Origin of the sequence: Peterkaempfera bronchialis, from assembly GCF_003258605.2 — a bacterium.
Taxonomy (GTDB): domain Bacteria; phylum Actinomycetota; class Actinomycetes; order Streptomycetales; family Streptomycetaceae; genus Peterkaempfera; species Peterkaempfera bronchialis.
This window is the reverse complement of record NZ_CP031264.1, coordinates 390511-409834: the sequence shown is the minus strand read 5'-3', so window position 1 is coordinate 409834 and position 19324 is coordinate 390511. Positions and strand designations below refer to the sequence as shown.

Below are 19324 nucleotides of genomic sequence, written 5' to 3'. Positions count from 1 at the left end.
GGTTACCCGAGGTAACACCACGGCGCTCGGATTCCACCGGAGAGATTGATGGCCTTCACGCTCGAACTCGACGACGACCAGGTCACCGTCCGCGACTGGCTGCACGGCTTCGCAGCCGAGGTCATCCGGCCGGCGGCGGCCGAGTGGGACGAGCGCGAGGAGACCCCCTGGCCGGTCATCCAGGAGGCCGCCAGGCTCGGCATCTACTCGCTGGACTTCTACGCTCAGCAGTACGCCGACCCCTCCGGCCTGGGCATCCCGATCGCCATGGAGGAACTCTTCTGGGGCGACGCCGGCATCGGCCTCTCCCTGGTCGGCACCACCCTCGCCGCCGTCAGCGTCCTCGCCAACGGCACCGATGAGCAGATCGGCACCTGGGTCCCGCAGATGTTCGGCACCCCCGACGACGTCAAGGTCGCCGCCTTCTGCTCCTCCGAGCCCGACGCCGGCTCCGACGTCTCCGCGATGCGCACCCGCGCCGTGTACGACGAGGCCAAGGACGAGTGGGTGATCGACGGCACCAAGACCTGGGCCACCAACGGCGGCATCGCCGGCGTCCATGTCGTGGTCGCCACCGTCGACCCCGCCCTGGGCGCCCGAGGCCAGGCATCCCTGGTGATCCCGCCGAACACCCCGGGCCTCAGCCAGGGCCAGAAGTTCAGGAAGCACGGCATCCGCGCCTCGCACACCGCGGAGGTCGTCCTGGACGGCGTCCGGGTGCCCGGCCACTGCCTGCTCGGCGGTCGCGAGAAGCTGGAGGAACGCCTCGCCCGGGCCCGCGAGCGCGCCGCCGCCGAGTCTCGCGGCGACGCCGGGCAGCGGGGGAGGAACGCGGCCATGGCCACCTTCGAGGCGTCCCGCCCCGCCGTCGGCGCCCAGGCTGTGGGCATCGCCCGCGCCGCGTACGAGGTCGCCCTGGACTACGCCAGGACCCGCGTGCAGTTCGGCCGCCCCATCATCGACAACCAGGGCATCGCCTTCACCCTCGCCGACATGCGCACCCGGATCGACGCCGCCCGGCTGCTGGTGTGGCGGGCCTCCTGGATGGCCGCCAACAACAGGCCCTTCACCGCCGCCGAGGGCTCGATGTCCAAGCTCTACGCGGGCGAGACCGCCAAGTGGGTCACCGCCCAGGCCATGCAGATCCTCGGCGGCAACGGCTTCACCCGCGAGTACCCGGTGGAGCGGATGCACCGCGACGCCGCCATCTACACGATCTTCGAGGGCACCTCGGAGATCCAGCGGCTGGTCATCGCCCGCACCCTCTCCGGGCTGCCCATCCGCTGACCGGCCCGCCCCCTAGCCCGGGCCACCCGGCCCGGGCTGCGCGGCGCCGTGCACCAGGGCGTCCGTCACCGTCCGCGCCTGGCGGGCCAACTCATGCAGCCGGTCGCTCTCCGCCGCGTAGAGCCGCAGCGCCTCCTCCACCACGGCCGGCTCCATCTCCAGCCCCGCCAGGTCCACCCGGGCCGACCGGTAGCCCTTGCGCAGCGCCACCAGCTCCGCCTCCACCTGGAGCAGCACCTGCCGGGCCAGCAGCACCGGCTGCCGATGCAGCAGCTCGTAGCGGCGGTACGCGACCGGCAGCAGCTCCCACAGCCAACGCTGCGCCTCCCGCTCCCAGCCCTCCGCGCCCGGCGGCGGCACCGGCGGGGGCCATCCGGGCGGCGCGGCGTGCGGGCGGGCCTCATCGCTCACCCCTCCACCGTGGACCCCGCACCCACCGCGCGCTACCCGGCTTCCCAGGGCCCTCCCTGGCCTCCGCCGCCAAGTCGCCCGGCCCGGTTTCCGTGACTGCCGTTGCCGTGCCTTGTACGTCTCCGCGCCATCGGCCGTCCCGCCTGTAGGGCCTCCTGCGGGGCTGGCTGGTTCCCCGTCCGGTACGCGTGACTGCCGTTGCTAGGCCTTGTACGTCTCGTGCGGATCGCCCACCGCCGCCCAGCGCCTTCCCAGGCCGCTCGGTTCCTGTCACTGCCGTTGCCGTGCCTCGTACGCCTTGTGCAAGACCGCCCTCCGCCATCGGCCGTCCCGCCCGTAGGGCCTCCTGCGGGGCTGGCTGGTTCCCCGTCCGGTTCGCGTGACTGCCGTTGCCGTGTCTCGTACGTCTCGTGCGGGCCGTCCACCGCCGCCGGCCGCCGCCCAGCGCTTTCCCCGGCCGCTTGGTTCCTGCGACTGCCCCGTACGGGGAGCGGCTCAGCCTTCCAGGGCTGCTGCCAGTTCCTCCATGGCCTCCACGGCCAGTCGGCCGCCGGCGTGCACCAGCGCCTCCCGCTGGCCGCCCGGCTCCCCGTCCCGCTCCTGCGACTGCTGCTGCCATGCCTCGTACGCCTCGCGCAGACCGCCCACCGCCAGCGGCTGCCCCGCCCGTACGGCCGCCGCCGCCTCCGCCGCCGTCGCCTCCAGCGCCCCCGCGAACTCCACAGCCCCCGGCACCGGCGGCGCCGAGCGGTCCGGCCGATGGGCCTCCAGCAGCATGGCCACCCGGCCGAGCGCGACCAGGGCCCGCTCGGCGCGCGACAGCCGCTCCGCCCCGAGCCCCCGCTGCCGCACCGGCTCCACCGCCGCCCGCTGCTCCGCAGCCGCCAGCGCGGTCCGGGCCTCCCGCACCGCCAGCAGCGCGGAGCGCACCCCGCTCCCGTCGCAGCCGGCCGGGTCGCCGAAGGCCCGCACCCCCGCCCCGGCATACCGCCCGCACGCCGCCGTCAGCTCCGCCAGCCGGTCGGGCAGCCGCACCGTCTCCCAGGCCGGGAACGCCACGTACGCCACCATGGCGAGCGCCCCGCCCAGCAGCGTCAGCTCCACCCGGGACCGCACCGTCGACTCCAGCGAGGTCCCCGACATGGCCAGCAGGAAGACCACATACCCCGACACAAAGACGCTCGCCGCCGCGAACCCGGAACGCATCGTCAGGTACATCGCCGCGACGAACGCCACCGCCAGCACCGCACACGCCCACGGACCGGGGTGCGACACCGCCGCCACCCCGGTCGCCGCGGCCACCCCCGCCACCGTGCCGGCGACCCGGGCCACCCCCCGGCTGAAGGTCTGCGCGAAGTCCGGGCGCAGTACCACCGCCGCCGTCAGCGCCGCCCAGTAGCTGTGCGGGATGCCGAGCAGCCGCCCCGCCAGGTCCGCCACCACCACGGTCGCCGCCAGCCGCACGGCGTGCCGCAGCACCGGCGACGACCAGTGCAGCCGGGAGCGCACGGTGTGCACCGCCGCCCGCACCATGTCCAGCCCGCTCGGTTGCAGCAGATACCCGCCGCCGCCGTTGCCGGGGGAGTCCACCGCGTCCGCCGCCTCGCCCAGCAGCGCCGCCAGCCGCGACCCGGCCCGCCGGGCGGCGCCCTGCAAGGCGGGGCCGCCCGACGGCGCCGCCAGCACCCCCGCCACGCCGGGCGGCACCCGCAGCCGCTCGCCACGGCGCACCGCCCGCGCCAGCGCGTCGAGCATCTGCGCCGCCGCGGCCAGCATCTCCCGGGCCCGGTCCCGCTCCGGTCCCTCGGCGGCGGCGCCGACCCGGGGATCGGCGAGCGCCGCCATCAGCGGAAGCATCCGCTCGGCCAGTCCGCGCAGGCCGTGCAGCTCCTGCGGACGGCGCCGGGCCTGCCGCCGCGTCAGCTGTGCGGCGGTCCGGGCCACCATCAGCGGCGCCGCGTCGAACGGTGCCACCGGGTCGTGCCGCAGCCGCCGGGCGTAGTCGGCCACCGAGGCGTATGCGTCCGCCAGGGCGTCCCGCTGCGCACCCCATGGCCGCACCGGCCAGATCATGATCAGTACGGCCTGGACCAGCCCGGCGAGCGCGATGACCCCGGCGTGCACCAGCGCCCCGAACAGGCCCACCGGCAGCTGCACCACCACCAGCATCACCGACACGCTGGTGGCGGCGACCACCCCCGCCGTCGGGCCGAACGCCCAGGCCAGCCCGGCCAGGAACGCCCAGCAGCCCAGCACCACCGTGAAGAGGCCCGGCACCGTCAGGGCGGCGAAGCCGGTGAAGGTGCTCGCCCCCAGGGCGGCCGCCGCGCCCAGTGCCAGGGTCGGGCGGGGCCGGAAGCTGCGCTGGAAGGTCGCGGTGCCCGCGATGAAGGCGCCCAGCGCCGCCGAGGTCGCGGTGGCCGGGGAGCCGACCGCCAGCGCGGGGAAGAGCACCGCCGCCACGCCGACCGCACCGCGCGCCGCCTCCGTCGGCGAGTTCACCGCCCGCTCCAGCCGCAGCCCCGACCGTACGGACTGCCGCAGCGCGGCGGACCAGGGCACGGAGCGAGCGCGGGCGGGCCGGATCACGGGACCACCGTACGGCGGGTAGCCCCCGGTCCGCCGGGTAGGCGGCCAGCGCGGACGGCCGGTGGCCTGCCGGTTCCGGCCCGACCCGAGCGCGACCCGACGAGACCAGCGGAGGAGAGGACGATGACCAGCGCAGCCTCGCGAGGAGGGGACGCCGCCGTGGGTACGGTGCCCCCCATCCCGGTGCCCGACCCGGTCCGCCCGGACCCGGTGCCGCCCAAGCCGACGCCGCCGCCCCGGCCGGGCCCGCTGCCCGGTCCCGAGCCCGTCCCCAGGCCGCCCGCACCGGGCCCGGTCCCGGATCCGGAACCCGTCCCGGCGCCGGATCCGCCGCCGCCGTCGATGAACTGACGACGCGTCCGCCCGGTGGGGCGCCGCTCCGGCGTACGGGGCGGTGCCCCACCGGGCGCGCATCGGGAGAGCGGGCAGCCCCGTTCCTCCGGTGGGAGTTCCTCTGGTTGAATGGGACACATGGACATCACCACGGACGGAGCCCTGGGTCGCCACGACCTGGAGCCGTTCTGGCCGTCCCGGCAGCCCCACCACTTCGACCGGGCGTGTCGCCGCGCATTCGGCGCGCGCGGGCACGCCGCCGCCTGACCCGGAGCAGAGCCCCGGGGTCAGGCCGCCGTGTCCGGACCGCGCGCAGACGCCGCCCCGCATCCCGTCTCGCGCGAAGGAACCGAACCATGTCGATCGTCTCCACTCTGCCGGTGACCCCGCTCACTCCGTCCGCCCCGCCCGCCGTCCCGCGCCTGCGCGCGGTCCGCCCGCACACCGCCGAGCCCCGCACCACCGCCGAGCCCGCCTGGGCGGCCTTCCCGCACCGGCTGCCCGAGGGCGCCACCGTGCTGGCCGCGCTGCCGCAGACGGCGCTGCCCGAACACCTGCTGGAGCAGTACGCCGACGTGGTCGGCGACCGCCCCGGTGCGCCGATGGTGGGCTATCTGGTGCTGGTGCCCGCCGGGACCGCCGAGCCGGTCGCGGCAGCTCCGCCCACGGCAGCCCCGCCCGCAGTGATCCCGCCCGCAGCGACCCCGTCGACCCTGCCGGTGGCGCCCACCGGGATCGTGCTGGACGCGGACCGCCGCACCGCCCATGTCGACGGTGCGCCGGTGGATCTGACCTACCTGGAATTCGAACTGCTCGCCCACCTCACGGCGCATCCCCACCGGGTGCACTCCCGCGACCACCTGGTCTCGTCCGTGTGGGGATACGGGTATGTCGGCGACGGGCGGACGGTGGACGTCCATATCGCCCGGCTGCGGCGCAAGCTCGGTCCGGCCTACCGGGGCTCCATCGTGACGGTGCGCCGGGTGGGCTACAAGTACACGCCCCAGGTGCGCCGCTGAGCGTCGCCGTGCCGGTGCCGGGCCCCACCCGTGGAACGGGTCCGGCCCGGCCTCGGCACGGTGTGCCTCACCGGTCAGCGCCCGGCCTCGGGCGGCTGCTCCCGGTGCTCGGTGCTGGTGGCGCCGCCGGTGGTCTGCGGGGAGACGGCTCCCCGGGCGTCCAGCCGACCGCGCTGGTATGCCTCGATCTTGCTGCGGGCGGCTCCGCTCTGCTCCTCCGCGCTGCTCAGCCAGCGTTCCCAGCGCTGCTGCATGGGCCGGATCAGCCCGCCGCCGATGCCGACGACCATGATGCCGCCGAGCGTGGCCAGCACGGTGATCAGCACCGGAACGGTGACGGTGATCGCCACCCGCTGGCCTGGCTGACCTCTGTCTACGGCCCCGAGCTGTCCCGCCTGGAGCGGGAACCGGGTCTGGTCGCCGCCGTCGATCAGCACGCCGCCGCTCTGCGCGACGCGGTGCCGCTCGATCCCGGGCATCTCGCCGACTATCTGATCGGCTTCCTCTACGAGCTGCACGACCAGGGCTGGCGGCCCCATGGCCCCGAGCTCTATCCGGCGGTGCGGCTGCTCGCCCTGTGCTGGCTCGCGGACCGGGCCGGCTTCCTCCCGGCGGGCGGCTCCCTGGCCTGAGGGGCGCCGCTGCGGCGTGTCGCGCGGTCGCGGGCGAATCAAACCAGTTCAAGCCGTTTCGCCCGACTTGTGAGGGTAATGCGACCGGTGAACGCGAAAGGGGATCGCCCATGATCACCAGACAGCAGATCACCACGGTGCTGGACCACCCCGTCTACGACGTCCAGGGGAACAAGATCGGCGAGGCCAAGCACGTCTTCCTGGACGACGCCAGTGGTCGTCCCGAGTGGGTGAGCGTGCGCACCGGGCTGTTGGGGACCAGCGAGTCGTTCGTGCCGATCCACGACGCGACGCTGGTGGAGGACCACTTGCAGGTCGCGTATCCCAAGGAGAAGGTCAAGGACGCACCCACCGTCGACGTCGACGCCGGCGGCCACCTGTCGGAGAGCGAGGAGCACCGCCTCTACGACTACTACGGCATCGACTGGGACGAGACCTGGGCCCGTGCGCAGCGGTCCGGTCAGGGCGACTGGACGCGGTCCGGCCAGCAGGACACCGGGACCGGAGCGGGTACCGGTACCGGCTACGCGGCCGGAGCGGCCGGTGCCGCCGGTGCCGCCGGAGTCGCGGGCACCGGCTATGCCGCCCCCGGCGAGAAGGACACGCGCCGCACGGGCAAGCCCGAGACGGCCGGCGGCCGTGAGAAGGGCATGCGCAATATCGGGAAGCCCGAGACCGCCGAAGCCGGCGAAGCCGTCATGACGCGTTCGGAGGAGCGGCTGCGCGTCTCCACCGAGCAGCACGAGAGCGGACGCGCCCGGCTGCGGAGGTTCGTGGTCACCGAGGAGCAGCAGATGACCGTCCCGGTGCGCCACGAGGAGGTCCGGATCGAGCGCGAGCCCATCACGGACGCCAACCGCGACGAGGCCATGTCCGGCCTGGAGCTCTCCGAGGACGAGCGCGAGGTCGTGCTGCACGAGGAGCGGGTGGTCGCCGAGACCGAGACGGTGCCGGTCGAGCGGGTGCGGCTGAGGACCGAGGCGCACATCGAGCAGGAGACCGTCAGCGGCCGGGTACGCAAGGAGCGCATCGAGGCCGAGACGCCCAAGGAGGGCCGCCGGCCCCTGGAGTGACCCCTGGACGGCCCTGGATCGGCCCGCCCGTCGGCGGCCGTGTCAGCCGGCGGTCGCAGGGCCGCCCTCCCCGGGCGGTCTGCGGCCGCCGCCGCGTCGCCGCGGGTCCCGGTCGGCGGTGCCACCCGCCGCCGCTCCGCCACCATCGCCCCGCCCGTCCGTCGCCCATCGGGCCGCGGAAGCGCCGTGGGCCGACCCGGCCCGGCCGCGCCTTCGGCTGTGCGGTCACTCCTGCGCCGAACCCCAGGAGGACGCGATGGTCACCATTCCCGGAGACCCGGCCGACCACGCCCGGACCGGCCCCGAACCAGGCGTCAACCGCCTGCTGCCACTGATCACCGAGGGGCGTGCCCCGATCGGCGTGCTGGCCGAGCTGGCGGCCCAGGAGCACCACATCGTGCGCAGCGATCTGCGCAGCCTGCTGCTGCTCGCCACCCGCTGCGCGGGCACCCGCACCGGACGGTACTTCGCCGACCTCGCCGGCGGCGAGGAGGAGGCGCTGGTCCGGCTGGCCCGCTACGGCGCCGCCTGCGGACTCGACGGCGAGGCACTGCGCAGCCGCGAGCCGCTGGCCGGATGCCAGGCATACCCCGCCTACCTGGCCTGGCTCGCCCTCAACGGCGAACCGACCGCCGTCGTCCTCGCGTTCCGTGCCAACGCCGCCGCCTGGGGCGGCTACTGCGCGGCCGTCGCGGTCGCGCTGCGCACGCACTACGGCTTCGACGACGCGTCCTGCGGCTTCTTCGACTTCTTCGCCCGCCCCGCCCCATCCGCCCGCCCCGGCGGCACCGAGGTCCCCGCCGACCACACGGCGGAGGATGCCGCGCTGCTGGGCGAGGCCCCCGATCCGGCGCGGGCGGTCGCCCGGGGCGAGCGTTACGGCCGACTGCTGGAGAGCTATGAGCTGATGTTCTGGAACACCCTGGCCGACCTGCTGCCCGGCACCCCCGAGCCCGCTGGGTGAGGGCCCGACGGCTGAGGGCCCGGCGGGTGAGGACCGGATCGGCAGGCCGGGGCCGCAGGCACAATGCCCGGGGCCCCGGCCTGCCGGCGGTCAGTAGGCGCGGGCCTGCTTGCGGTAGGCGGGCGCCAGCCGCGACTCCTCGGACTTGGGGAAGGCGATCGTGTTGGGGTCGCCGTCGGAGGTGTAGCGGCCGGACGGGTTCTTGGCCAGCTTGTCGAGCCAGGCCGTGGAACCGTACTCGGCCTCCTCGCCGTGGGCGCCCTCGGAGCGGATGCGCGGGATCGCCGAGGCGTCGAAGGAGGCGGCGAAGGGGGAGACGGACGGGTTGGCGCCGACCAGGTAGACCCCCCGGTTCTGGTAGGCGACGCCCGCCGACGCGCCGCGTACGGCCAGCGAGCCCGGCTGCGGCATCGAGCCGTAGGGCAGCGCCAGCGAGACCACGGAGGCGTTGGGCACCAGCTGCTTGATCGCCTTCAGGTTGTCGGCGATCTCGTGCTGGACCTCGGCGGCGCCCATGGAGCGCAGGTTGGCGTGGTTCAGCGTGTGGTTGCCGACCTCGAAGCCGTGCGCGAGGAGCCAGCTCAGCGCCTTCTTGCCGCCGGTCGCCGAGAACGGGTCGTCATTGACGAAGAAGGTCCCGGTGGCGCGGAAGCCGGGGTGGCGCCGGGCGACGTCCAGCAGGATGCCGAGGGAGCTGTCCGGGACGGGCTGGCCGTCCGCGCCGAGGCGGACCTGGCTGTTGGTGGAGTCGTCGAAGGTCAGCACCACCGGGTGGGCGCCGGCCGGGATGTCGATCCGCCCGCTGGTGAACTCGGCGGCGGTGATCGGCACGTACCCCTCGCGGGCCAGCCGCTCCAGTTCGGCGCGGAAGTCGGCCGGGGTCCGGTCGTAGACGCTCGCGGGGTGGTCGCTGAGCTGGTGGTACATCATGACCGGGACGGCGCCGAGCTCATTGGCGTGCACGGACGCGGGGTCCTTGGCACCCTGGGCGGCGGGGGAGCGCACGTCCCCGGCAGGGCGGGCACCCGCCCCGGTGGCCGCCGGAGCCCCGGCCTCGGTGGCCGCGCCTCCGGAGCAGGAGGTGGCCAGCAGGCCGACGAGCAGTGCGGAAAGGACAGGAACGGAGCGACGCACGGGACCTCCCGGATGGTGGTGGACAGGCAAGAGGTTGCCGCTGCGGCGGGCCGTCACAACCGATGTGCGGCCGAACGGCTCAAGGATTGCCCGCTGCCGGGTGCGGGGGTGGGAATCTCCGATCCGTCCGGGTGATATACCGCGATTAAGAGGATTATCTGACTCTATTTGGTCAATGACTCATCGACGGTCAGTCATCGATCAGGTTGGTGTCGAATGTCTCCTGCATCAGCAAGCCGGGCCGCCGCGACCCGGAAACGCTCCTTCCTGCGCACCCGCAAGGGCCGGGTGGCGCTCGCCGTCGGAGTCGTGGTCGCCTGCGGGGCGGCCGGCGCGTTCACCGTCCAGGCGCTGACACCGGAGCTGACGGTTCGCGGGCTGGGCACCGACTCGGTACTGAACGCCGCGCACGCCAAGAACCTCGCGATGTCCGTCACCGCCGACGACACCGCGCTGCTGCGCAAGCTCAAGGTCACCCTCGACGGGCGGCCGGTACCGACCCGGCTCGTGGGCAACCGGCTGGAGATCCAGCCGCCCCGGCTCAGCGAGGGGCGGCACCGCCTCTCGGTGGAGGGCGCCGGCGGCTCGATCCCCTTCACCAGCCCCCGGACCAGCCGTACCTTCACCGTCGACACCACCCCGCCGACCCTCCGGCTGGCCAGGGCCGAGGCCAAGTCGCTGCACGCCCCGGTGACGGTCAGGGGCACCGCCAAGGGCGCCAGCAAGGTCGAGGTGGACGGCCACGAGGTCAAGCTCGACTCCGACGGCTCCTTCTCCACCATCGTCGACAACCCGCCGCCGAGGGTCACCGTCACCGCCACCGACCAGGCCGGCAACACCACCACCGGCGATGTGCACGCGGTGGTCAGGCACCCGCTGATGCGCGCCGCCCACCTCACCGCCATCGGCTGGACCTCCAACGAACTGCGCGAGGGCGTCCTGGAGCTGATCCGGCAGAAGAAGCTCAACGCCGTCGAACTGGACATCAAGGACGAGGACGGCGAGGTCGGCTACGCCTCCCAGGTGCCGCTGGCCCGGCAGATCGGCGCCGCCAAGGGCTACTACGACGCCCGCAAGGCCATCCAGGAGATCCACAAGCTGGGCGCGCAGGTCATCGGCCGGATCGTCGCCTTCCGCGACCCGCTGCTCGCCAACGCCGCCTGGCGGACCAACCACCGCTCCGCCGTGGTGCAGACCCCCGGCGGCGAACCGTACGGCGGCGGCAACTACGGGTCGCTGGCCTTCACCAACTTCGCCGACCCCACGGTCCGCAAGTACAACATCGACCTGGCCTCCGAGGCCGCCTCGCTCGGCTTCGACGACGTCCTCTACGACTACGTCCGCCGCCCCGACGGTGCGCTCTCCGGTATGAACTTCGTCGGCCTGGGCACCACCACCCCGGAGAAGAGCATCGCCGACTTCGTCGCCGAGACCCGCGCCGTCGTCCGCCCCAAGGGCGCCTTCCTCGGCGTCTCGGTCTTCGGCGTGGCCGCCACCCGGCCGCGCGAGATCGCCCAGGACATCGGGCTGCTCGCCCAGCAGGCGGACTACATCGCGCCCATGGTCTACCCGTCCCACTGGGGGCCGGGCGAGTACAAGGTCGCCAGCCCCAACTCCCAGCCCTACGAGATCGTGCAGCGCTCGCTGGCGGACTTCGCCCGCAAGACCCAGGGCAGCGAGTCGATGGTCATCCCGTGGCTGCAGGACTTCTCGCTGGGCGTCCACTACGGGCCCGAGGAGGTCAAGGCCGAGATCCGCGCCGCAGCCGACGACGGCATGCACTCCTTCCTGCTCTGGAACGCCGGGGCCAAGTACCAGGGCGACGCCCTGGCCGTCATCCACTGACCCGCACGCGCCGCCGCCCCCGTCCGCTCGGTGGACGGGGGCGGCGGCGTGCCGGGCACGGGCACGGGCACGGGCACGGGTCGGGTCGGGTCAGGTCAGCAGGTAGCTGTTGCGGCCGTCGTGCTCGTCCGCGTGCTCCTCGTCGAACCAGTGGCCGCCGTCCGCGAGGTACCGGAAGCCGAACCGCTCCTTGGCCGGCAGCGCGACCGTCACGGCCCGGCTGCCGTCCGCACGCGGCTCCAGCGGATGGGCGCCCGGCTGCCAGTCGTTGAAGTCGCCGACCACGCTCACCTCGGTGTGCGGAAGGCCGGCGGGCAGGACAAAGGTGACCTCGATGCGGTTCTTGCGTTTGGTGCGCTCCAACACGGGGCTCGGCTCCTCGCAGGTGGGGGGATGTCGAGGCGATCCTGACCCACCGCCGCCACCACCGCGCCGGAGCGCGGCACCCTGATCGCCGTGGCTCACCCGCCTGGCGTCATCCCATGCCCCCGGACGGACCGGGCCCGGCACGGCCCGCCTCGGCCGCACCCTCGGGGCCATGAGCGGAAGGCCCCGGTGCGACCATGGGCCCATGGACGCAGAGCGGCGCGGCGGCACGGTGTGGGTGGTGGCGGGCGCCCCGGGCGCCGGGAAGTCCACCGTGGCGGACCTGCTGCTGGCCCGGCTGCGGCCGGTCCCGGCGCTGCTCGACAAGGACACCCTCTTCGCCGGCTTCGTCGCCGCCGTGCAGCACGCCCACGGCCGACCGCCGGGCGAGCGCGAGGGGCCCTGGTACGACGAGCACGTCAAGGCCCATGAGTACGCCGGGATGACCGCCGCAGCCCGGCAGATCCGGGCCCCGGGCTGCCCGGTGCTGCTGGTGGCGCCCTTCACCGGGCAGATCCGCGACCCGGCGCGCTGGCACTCCTGGGTCGCCGAGCTGGGCGGCGACCCGGTGCGGCTGGTCTGGGTACGCTCCGACCCCGCCACCCTCGCCGTCCGGCTGCATGAGCGCCGCAGCCCCCGGGACACCGGCAAACTGGCCGACTTCGACGCCTTCACCGCCCGTACGCTGCCCGACCGGCCACCGCCCGTACCCCATCTGGCGATCGACAACCGGGCCGCCGCCCCGCCGCTGGAGACGCAGGTCGCCGCGCTGCTCCGGAGCTGCTGACCGGTCTTCCGATCGACCTGTCACCCAATCGTTGGTATCCGCCCGGCAACCCCGCACCGGCCCGCCCGGGCACGGCTACCGTCCGGCCCATGGTGAACATCGAGGAGATCGTCCGCCGGGCCCGCGAGCAGGCCGACGCCGACGCCCGCGAGCGCGTCCGGCAGCTGCTGCGGGCCCGCCCCGCCGAGTGGCTGGTGGAGCAGCTCATCGTCCAGACCATGGGCGCGACCGGCCACGGCAGCCTGCCGCTCCGGCGGAGCGAGGAGGACGACCGGCAGGCCGAGCAGGACCGGGCGCTGCGCCTGGACCGCATCCGGGCCTGGCGGCTGGACCGCGCCCGGCTGACCGGCCTGGTGCTGCGCTACCGCGAGCTGACCCGGGAGCGGCTCGAAGCCGAGGGCTATCTGCTGCACCCGCCGCAGCGCGGCGGCGACCTGATCGAGGCCCGACACCGCTCCCCGGCCGCCGCCGCGCTGCTGGAGGAGGCCAAGGACCTGCTCTACGCACTGCTCTTCGGCGGCGACGAGGCGGAGGTGCGGCTGGACCGCGTCAAGCGGGAACTGCTCACCCTCACCCTGCCGAGGGCCAAGTCCCACACCCTCGCCTTTCTGCTGCGGGCGGCCACCGAGAGCGGCACCGAGGGCACCTGGCGGGACCCGCGCCGGGCCGCCGCCGACGACGACCGGGCCGCTCAGGTGGGGCTGCGGGTCGCGTACGGGGAGACCGCCGACGCCCTGGTCGGCCATGGCATCGCCGCCGCGCTCCGGCTGATCAACCATCTGGAGGTCAATGAGCCGGTGCTGCACGCCCGGATGGAGAACGCCGCTGAGGGCACCCTGGAGTGACGGTCAGGAGGGAGGCCCGCCCGGGCCGTTCCTCGGCTGCCGGGCCGACCGCCGGCGGTGCGGATGGCGCTGCCGGAGGCGGTGCTGCTCCTCCAGCAGCTCCCGCCCCACCAGGGCGCCGCCGAAGACCACCACACCCGCGCCGATCAGCCAGGACTGCACGATCAGCACGGTGCCGACCGAGCCGTAGCTGACCGCGTTGGAGACGATCAGCGGCGCGAAGACCAGCGAGGAGAACACCCGCAGGCCCCCCAGCCCCACCACGGTGGCCAGCGCCCCCGGCAGCAGCCGGAGCCAGGGCAGCCGGCCGCCGAGCAGGAAGTGCTGGCTCCACCAGAAGAACAGCACCGCGCTCACCAGGGTGAGCGTCACCCGCAGCACGCTCTGGGAGCGCAGCAGGGTGGCGCTCTGCACATCCGCGAAGAGGTAGGCGGTGAGCACCGCCAGCCACACCACCCGGCGCCAGGCGGTGTGCCACGGCCCGGACCGCATGCTCCACACCCGCTCATAGCCGGTCTGCACCACCGAGGCGAAGGAGAGGCCGAAGACCGCCAGCGCCACCACGCTGAAGGCGCTGGTGGTGCTCAGCACCCGGTTGGGCGCGGTGAAGAGCCGCTGGACGGCGGCGGCGGACCGGCCCGAGATCCCCATGCCGTCCACCACCCACTGCGCGAAGCCGTGATGCCCCACCGGGTCGGCGGCGGCGACCACGATCAGCAGCGGCACCAGCGTCACCAGTCCCAGCGCGGCAAAGCTCAGCGCCCGGTGCATCAGCTCCAGCTCGCCGCCGCGCAGCCAGCCGCGCCGCACTCCGGAGCGGTGCCAGGTCAGATGGAGCCGCCGGTACCAGGGCCGGTGCCCGGGTCGGGGCCGCATCGGGCGGACCGGGTGGACGATCCGCCTCCTGTCCGGATCAGGCATGCGGACGCATCCGCTCCCGGATACCGCGCACCAACGCCTCGGTGACCAGCCGCAGCTGCCGGTCGACCTCCCGCAGCCGTCGGCCCTCCACGGCGTACACCTCCAGGGTCCGGTCGATGGTCCCGGGGTCCATGCCGGCCTCCGCCAGGTCGCGGCGGGTGGTGGCCCAGCCGTGCCGCAGTCCGGCGGTCTCCGCCTGGATGTGCAGGTCGGCCTGCCGGGCCAGCAGCAGCGGCTGGTGGTGGAAGACGTCGTACTGCGCCCATGCCGCCGGCAGCAGCGTCCACATCCAGCGGACGGCTGTCTCCTCCCAGCCGTCCGTGTGCGGTGGGCTCACCCGCTCCGGCCAGCCCTGCGGCGCAGGGTCGCGGTGCCGCTCGTCGCTCACCCCTCCAGCCTGCGGCGCCGCCCGCGCTTCCGCGAGCGGGGACGAGCGGGGACGAGCGGGGACGAGCCGGGACGGCGCCGGTTGCGGCGGCGGGGGAGCGGCAGGGCGCCCGTACGCTCACATCTTGATCTGCACCTGGTAGTCCCGCAGCCAGGAGTCCAGTGCCAGCACCAGCTCGGCGGGGTTGCGCAGCGACTCCGGATCGGTGCCCGGGGCGACGGCCCGCCGCACCGCGTCGGCGTCCAGCAGGGCGTGCACCGGGGCGCCCGGGTCGGCGAGCACCCGGGCCAGCTCATCTTGCAGGGCGCGGGCGTAGCGCGGGTCCTGGGTGGCGGGGTACGGGCTCTTCACCCGGTCGGCGACGGCGTCCGGCAGCATGTCCCGGGTCGCCGCGCGCAGCAGGCTCTTCTCCCGGCCGTCGAAGGTCTTCATCGACCAGGGGGTGTTGTAGACGTACTGGACCAGCCGGTGGTCGCAGAAGGGGACGCGCACCTCCAGGCCGGTGGCCATGGACATCCGGTCCTTGCGGTCCAGCAGCAGCTGCACGAACCGGGTCAGGTGCAGGTAGCAGACCTCGCGCATCCGCCGCTCGTGCGGGTCGGCGCCGTCCAGGTGGTCCACCTCGGCGAGCGCCTCGCGGTAGCGGTCCTGCCGGTACCCGGCCAGGTCGAGGTGGTCCAGCAGGCCGGGGTCGAGCAGCGCCTCGCGGGCGCCGGAGCCGGTGCCGGAGAACCCCTGGAGGGCGGCGCCCCAGGGGAAGGTGCCGGCGTTGACCGCCTTCGGGTCGTGGAACCAGGGGTAACCGCCGAACACCTCGTCCGCCGACTCGCCGGAGAGCGCCACCGTGGAGCGCTGCCGGATCGCCCGGAAGAGCAGGTACAGCGAGGTGTCGCCGTCGCCGAGGCCCACCGGCAGGTCGCGGGCGTGCAGTACGGCGTCCCGGTTGCGCGGGTCCATCAGCGCGGCGGTGTCCAGCACGATGTCGCTGTGGTCGGCGCCGACATGCTCGGCCAGGGCGTGCGCATACGGGGCGTCGGGCGTGCTGCGCAGCGCGTCTGCGGTGAAGTGCTCGGTCTGGCCGACGAAGTCGACGGAGAAGGAGCGCACCGGCCCATGGCCCGCCGCAGCCAGCCCGGCGGCGGCCAGGGCGGTGATGGCGCTGGAGTCCAGGCCGCCGGAGAGCAGGGTGCAGAGCGGCACGTCGGCGATCAGCTGCCGGGTCACGATGTCGTCCAGCAGCGACCGGACGGTGGCGACGGTGGTCTCCAGGTCGTCGGTGTGCTCGCGGGCCTCCAGCGACCAGTAGCGCTGCTCGGTGAGGCCGCCCCGGTGGACCCGGACGGTGTGGCCGGGGCGGACCTCGCGCATCCCGGTGTAGACGGCGTGCCCCGGGGTCTTGGCGAGGGTCAGCACCTCGCGCAGCCCGTCGGCGTCGACCACCGGCTCCACCGCCGGGTGGGCGAGGATCGCCTTGGGCTCGGAGCCGAAGAGCACGCCGGAGGGGAGCGGGTGGTAGTAGAGCGGCTTGATGCCCATGCGGTCGCGTACCAGCAGCAGCTCCTCGGTGCGCGGGTCCCAGAGGGCGAAGGCGTACATGCCGTTCAGCCGTTCGGTGAAGGCGGGACCCCAGGCCAGGTAGGCGTGGAGCACCACCTCGGTGTCGCTGCTGGTGCGGAAGCGGTGGCCGAGCGCCTCCAGCTCGGTGCGCAGCTCGCGGTAGTTGTAGACCTCGCCGCTGTAGGTGGTGACCAGCAGGGTGCGGTCGCCCTCCCGTACGGCCATCGGCTGCTTGCCGCCCTCGATGTCGATCACGGCGAGGCGGCGGTGGCCCAGGGCCGCGTGGGCGGAGAGCCACATCCCCTCGGCGTCGGGCCCACGGCACTCCATGGTCCGGGTCATGGCGGTCAGCGTCCGTTGTTCGTTCGCCAGGTCCCTGTCATAAGCGATCCAGCCGGTGATCCCGCACACGGGAGTTCCCTTCTCTGTCCGCGTCGGCCGCCGCCGCGGCGGCACGGGAGCACGGTACGCATGGTTCGTGTGCGGTACAACAGCGGGAATCCGGCCAGTCGCGGAGGTGTCGGGCGCCTCCGGGGTGTTTGCGGTGCGTTTGCGGTGTGCTTGCGGTGCGTGTGGCGCGGGGGTGTGCTCAGCGGCCCCGCCGGTAGCGCTCCCATGCCTCCTCCAGGGTGTCCAGCGCGCCGGTGTCGGCGCCGCGCGCCACCAGGCGGGCCCGGCACCGCTCCAGGTCGTCGGCGCCCTGCGGCCACTCGGGGTCGTCCAGCACCGAGCGCGCCAGGTCGCCGAGCGGGCCGTGCAGCTGTGCGTAGGAGACAAGCCAGGCGCGGAAGGTCCTGTTCTGCTGGTAGTCCATGCCGGTGATCCCTACCCGCCCGGGCCGGCCGGCGGGACAGCCGTCCGCGACATCCACCCGTCAGGGTCGCAACCCCGGCATTGGTTCAGACCATTGACCCCGGCGGTCGGCGCCCCTACCGTGGGAGCCACCCCGACACCTGTCGCATCCATGCCACATGCCCCCAGGAGCACCATGCCCAGGCGTCACACCCTCCGCCGCGCACCCGTGCTGGCGGCCCTCGCGGCCGCCGCCCTCGCCGTGCCGCTCGCCACCGCCGCCCCGGCGTCGGCGCACGGCTACACCACCAACCCGCCCAGCCGGGGCTCCCTGTGCGCCCAGCGCGTAGTCAGCAACTGCGGTGACATCCAGTGGGAGCCGCAGAGCGTCGAAGGCCCCAAGGGATTCCCGGCCCAGGGCCCCGCCGACGGCACCATCTGCGCCGGCGGCAACAGCCGCTTCTCCCAGCTCGACGACCCGCGCGGCGGAGCCTGGCCGACCACCCGGCTCACCGCCGGCAGCACCTACACCTTCAGCTGGCACTTCACCGCGCGGCACGCCACCACCTCGTTCCGCTACTTCGTCACCAAGCCCGGCTGGGACCCCACCCGGCCGCTGACCCGCAGCTCGCTGGAGGCCGCCCCCTTCCTCACCGTCAACTACAACGGCGCACAGCCGCCCGGGGACATCAGCCACAGCGGCACCCTCCCCACCGGCCGCACCGGGCACCACATGATCCTCGCCGTGTGGGACATCGCCGACACCGGGAACGCCTTCTACTCCTGCTCCGACGTCACCTTCTGAGCCGCCCCCGGCCCCTGCCGGGCTAGCCCTCCTCGGCCGCGACCACCACCCTGTTCCGCCCGGAGCTCTTCGCCCGGTACAGGGCCCGGTCGGCCCGCCCGAGGAGGGCCTGCGGCGACTCCGTGCCGTCCCAGAGCGCGACCCCCGCCGAGAGCGTCTGCTCCAGCGGGGTGTGCAGCCGCAGCCGGTCCACCACGGCCGCCGCCCGCTCCGCGCCGAGCCCCACCACCAGCACCCCGAACTCCTCCCCGCCGTAGCGGGCCAGCAGGTCGCCGGCGCGCAGCTGGCGCTGCCAGGCCGCCGCCGCGCTGCGCAGCAGATGGTCACCGGCCAGGTGGCCATGGGCGTCGTTGAACCGCTTGAAGCGGTCCAGGTCCAGCAGCGCCACGCAGACCGGGGCGCCGGTGCGGTCCGCGTCCGCCAGCTCCCGCGCCACCTCGACGTCCCAGGTGCGCCGGTTGGGTATGCCGGTGAGGCCGTCGGTGCCGGCCAGCTCGGCCAGTTCGGCCAGCCGGTGCTCCTGCACCCGCAGCTGCGCCGTCAGATCCCACACCCGCACCACCACCAGCAGGAACAGCACCGCCGAGGCGAGGCTCACGGCGAGCCAGTCGATCCGGTCGGTGCCGCTGACCCCCTGTGCGAAGAGCACCCCCGGAGCCAGCAGTGTCGTCGTCGCGAGCACCGCCAGCCGGCAGCGGCTCGGCTTCGCCGGGCGGCAGGCCGCCGCCTCGGGCAGGGTGCGCATCGAGGGGTGCAGTGCCGCCGCCGCCCAGAGCAGGTACGACAGCAGCCAGCCGGCGTCCAGGACATGCAGGTGCCCGTGGGTCGCCACCGCCAGGGACGCGGCCACGGAGTCGGTGAGCACCAGCAGCAGCAGCGAGGCCGCCAGCAGCCAGCAGCAGGGCGTACGCATCCTGGTGGCGACCAGCATCCGCAGCACCATGGCCAGCGCCATCAGGTCGGCCACCGGATAGGCCAGCGACATCAGCTGGGTGAGCAGGCCGCTGCGGGCGTCGGCCGCCGGGCGCATCAGGAACACCCAGGAGAGCAGCCCCAACCCGGTCGCGATCAGCGCGCCGTCCAGCAGCCCGGCCCGGTCGCCGCCCGGTCCGCGCCGCCGGGTCAGCAGATGCAGCGCGGTCGCCAGCACCGGGTAGGCGCCGATGTAGAGGACGTCCGCCAGCGAGGGGAACGGCGCCCGGTGCAGGACGTCCTCGTACATCCCGTAGGCGACATCGCCGCAGGTCCACAGCAGCTGCCCGGCGGCCAGCAGGTACCACGGCGCGCGGGCGGCCGGACGGTGCAGCCGCACCCCGCACACCACCGCCACCGTGCACGCCACCCCCAGCAGGCCGTACACGGCATCGGCGGCCACGCCCGCCGGCAGAGCGAGGTAGCCCGCCACGGCCGGGCCCCCGACGGCCAGCCAGCGCACCCAGGCCGGGGGGCGCCGGACCGACCGGGCGGCCGCGCGGGGGCCGGGTAACGCCACCACCGCGCTGCGCTTCTCCATCCACCTCTCCCTGCCCACCCACGGCGACCCTCTCCTTATAACGACTTTGATCACTGCCGGGCA

The 19324-nt window shown here is 74.3% G+C and carries 20 protein-coding genes; 10 read left to right on the top strand and 10 right to left on the bottom strand.

All coding sequences use genetic code 11. The features are described from left to right. Positions 1–45 precede the first annotated feature (45 nt). A complete protein-coding gene (locus tag C7M71_RS01805; protein WP_111491849.1) occupies positions 46–1287 on the top strand; it encodes an acyl-CoA dehydrogenase family protein in 1242 nt (413 codons plus the stop codon). A 12-nt stretch (positions 1288–1299) separates the two neighbouring features. Here C7M71_RS01805 and C7M71_RS01800 read toward each other — a convergent pair whose 3' ends face one another. Both C7M71_RS01800 and C7M71_RS01795 read right to left on the bottom strand, forming a co-directional pair. Beyond that, positions 1300–1698 (bottom strand): hypothetical protein, encoded by a 399-nt coding sequence (locus tag C7M71_RS01800; protein WP_114914129.1) that lies wholly within the window; start codon positions 1696–1698, stop codon positions 1300–1302. Between the two features lie 495 nt (positions 1699–2193). Next, entirely contained in the window at positions 2194–4287 is a 2094-nt protein-coding gene (locus C7M71_RS01795; RefSeq protein ID WP_229758473.1) for an FUSC family protein, read from the bottom strand. A gap of 471 nt (positions 4288–4758) precedes the next feature. Here C7M71_RS01795 and C7M71_RS32450 point away from each other — a divergent pair, with 471 nt between their 5' ends. Together C7M71_RS32450 and C7M71_RS01790 are read left to right on the top strand one after the other, a co-directional pair. Continuing rightward, complete coding sequence (locus C7M71_RS32450) at positions 4759–4887, top strand: hypothetical protein (protein WP_265737709.1); 129 nt, start codon at positions 4759–4761, stop codon at positions 4885–4887. A gap of 89 nt (positions 4888–4976) precedes the next feature. Continuing rightward, positions 4977–5639, top strand: coding sequence for a winged helix-turn-helix domain-containing protein (locus tag C7M71_RS01790; protein WP_111490142.1), 663 nt, complete (start codon positions 4977–4979; stop codon positions 5637–5639). A gap of 74 nt (positions 5640–5713) precedes the next feature. On the opposite strand, the gene C7M71_RS31320 is transcribed toward C7M71_RS01790, so the two are convergent. Next, positions 5714–6118 carry a hypothetical protein gene (locus C7M71_RS31320; protein ID WP_229758472.1) on the bottom strand — a complete coding sequence of 135 codons (405 nt, stop codon included), beginning with the start codon at positions 6116–6118 and terminating at the stop codon, positions 5714–5716. On the opposite strand from C7M71_RS31320, the gene C7M71_RS31315 reads away from it, so the two are divergent. The 3 genes from C7M71_RS31315 (at position 6098) to C7M71_RS32445 (ending at position 8308) form a co-directional block, all read left to right on the top strand. Then, positions 6098–6271 (top strand): DUF6401 family natural product biosynthesis protein, encoded by a 174-nt coding sequence (locus C7M71_RS31315; protein WP_229758471.1) that lies wholly within the window; start codon positions 6098–6100, stop codon positions 6269–6271. The genes C7M71_RS31320 and C7M71_RS31315 overlap by 21 nt on opposite strands. 110 nt (positions 6272–6381) lie before the next feature. Beyond that, on the top strand, positions 6382–7344 hold the full coding sequence (locus tag C7M71_RS01775) for a DUF2382 domain-containing protein (protein ID WP_111490141.1): 963 nt from the start codon (positions 6382–6384) through the stop codon (positions 7342–7344). Positions 7345–7600: 256 nt separating this feature from the next. Further along, positions 7601–8308: a thiaminase II/PqqC family protein gene (locus tag C7M71_RS32445; RefSeq protein ID WP_111490140.1), complete on the top strand. Its 708-nt coding sequence runs from the start codon at positions 7601–7603 to the stop codon at positions 8306–8308. Positions 8309–8398: 90 nt separating this feature from the next. Here C7M71_RS32445 and C7M71_RS01765 read toward each other — a convergent pair whose 3' ends face one another. Beyond that, positions 8399–9442 carry a polysaccharide deacetylase family protein gene (locus C7M71_RS01765; protein WP_111490139.1) on the bottom strand — a complete coding sequence of 348 codons (1044 nt, stop codon included), beginning with the start codon at positions 9440–9442 and terminating at the stop codon, positions 8399–8401. A gap of 216 nt (positions 9443–9658) precedes the next feature. Between C7M71_RS01765 and C7M71_RS01760 the strand changes: the two genes are divergently transcribed. Then, on the top strand, positions 9659–11287 hold the full coding sequence (locus C7M71_RS01760; protein ID WP_111490138.1) for a putative glycoside hydrolase: 1629 nt from the start codon (positions 9659–9661) through the stop codon (positions 11285–11287). A 90-nt stretch (positions 11288–11377) separates the two neighbouring features. Here the strand turns inward: C7M71_RS01760 and C7M71_RS01755 are convergent, their stop codons facing one another. Continuing rightward, complete coding sequence (locus C7M71_RS01755) at positions 11378–11653, bottom strand: isoamylase early set domain-containing protein (protein ID WP_111490137.1); 276 nt, start codon at positions 11651–11653, stop codon at positions 11378–11380. A 205-nt stretch (positions 11654–11858) separates the two neighbouring features. On the opposite strand from C7M71_RS01755, the gene C7M71_RS01750 reads away from it, so the two are divergent. Both C7M71_RS01750 and C7M71_RS01745 read left to right on the top strand, forming a co-directional pair. Beyond that, positions 11859–12440 carry an AAA family ATPase gene (locus C7M71_RS01750; protein ID WP_111490136.1) on the top strand — a complete coding sequence of 194 codons (582 nt, stop codon included), beginning with the start codon at positions 11859–11861 and terminating at the stop codon, positions 12438–12440. An 89-nt stretch (positions 12441–12529) separates the two neighbouring features. Next, positions 12530–13285: a hypothetical protein gene (locus C7M71_RS01745; RefSeq protein WP_111490135.1), complete on the top strand. Its 756-nt coding sequence runs from the start codon at positions 12530–12532 to the stop codon at positions 13283–13285. A 3-nt stretch (positions 13286–13288) separates the two neighbouring features. Here C7M71_RS01745 and C7M71_RS01740 read toward each other — a convergent pair whose 3' ends face one another. The 4 genes from C7M71_RS01740 to C7M71_RS01725 all read right to left on the bottom strand — a co-directional run bounded on the left by C7M71_RS01740 (position 13289) and on the right by C7M71_RS01725 (position 16965). Then, entirely contained in the window at positions 13289–14206 is a 918-nt protein-coding gene (locus tag C7M71_RS01740) for a ribonuclease BN (protein ID WP_175607617.1), read from the bottom strand. Then, positions 14199–14594: a hypothetical protein gene (locus C7M71_RS01735; RefSeq protein ID WP_111490134.1), complete on the bottom strand. Its 396-nt coding sequence runs from the start codon at positions 14592–14594 to the stop codon at positions 14199–14201. Before C7M71_RS01735 ends, C7M71_RS01740 begins: the two co-directional genes overlap by 8 nt. Before the next feature lie 117 nt (positions 14595–14711). Continuing rightward, positions 14712–16562 carry an asparagine synthase (glutamine-hydrolyzing) gene (gene asnB / locus C7M71_RS01730; protein WP_111490133.1) on the bottom strand — a complete coding sequence of 617 codons (1851 nt, stop codon included), beginning with the start codon at positions 16560–16562 and terminating at the stop codon, positions 14712–14714. Positions 16563–16740: 178 nt separating this feature from the next. Continuing rightward, positions 16741–16965, bottom strand: coding sequence for a YozE family protein (locus C7M71_RS01725; protein ID WP_111490132.1), 225 nt, complete (start codon positions 16963–16965; stop codon positions 16741–16743). A gap of 174 nt (positions 16966–17139) precedes the next feature. Here C7M71_RS01725 and C7M71_RS01720 point away from each other — a divergent pair, with 174 nt between their 5' ends. Further along, positions 17140–17748 (top strand): lytic polysaccharide monooxygenase auxiliary activity family 9 protein, encoded by a 609-nt coding sequence (locus C7M71_RS01720; protein ID WP_111490131.1) that lies wholly within the window; start codon positions 17140–17142, stop codon positions 17746–17748. 22 nt (positions 17749–17770) lie between these two features. Here C7M71_RS01720 and C7M71_RS32440 read toward each other — a convergent pair whose 3' ends face one another. Continuing rightward, complete coding sequence (locus tag C7M71_RS32440; RefSeq protein ID WP_111490130.1) at positions 17771–19261, bottom strand: GGDEF domain-containing protein; 1491 nt, start codon at positions 19259–19261, stop codon at positions 17771–17773. Positions 19262–19324: the final 63 nt, after the last annotated feature.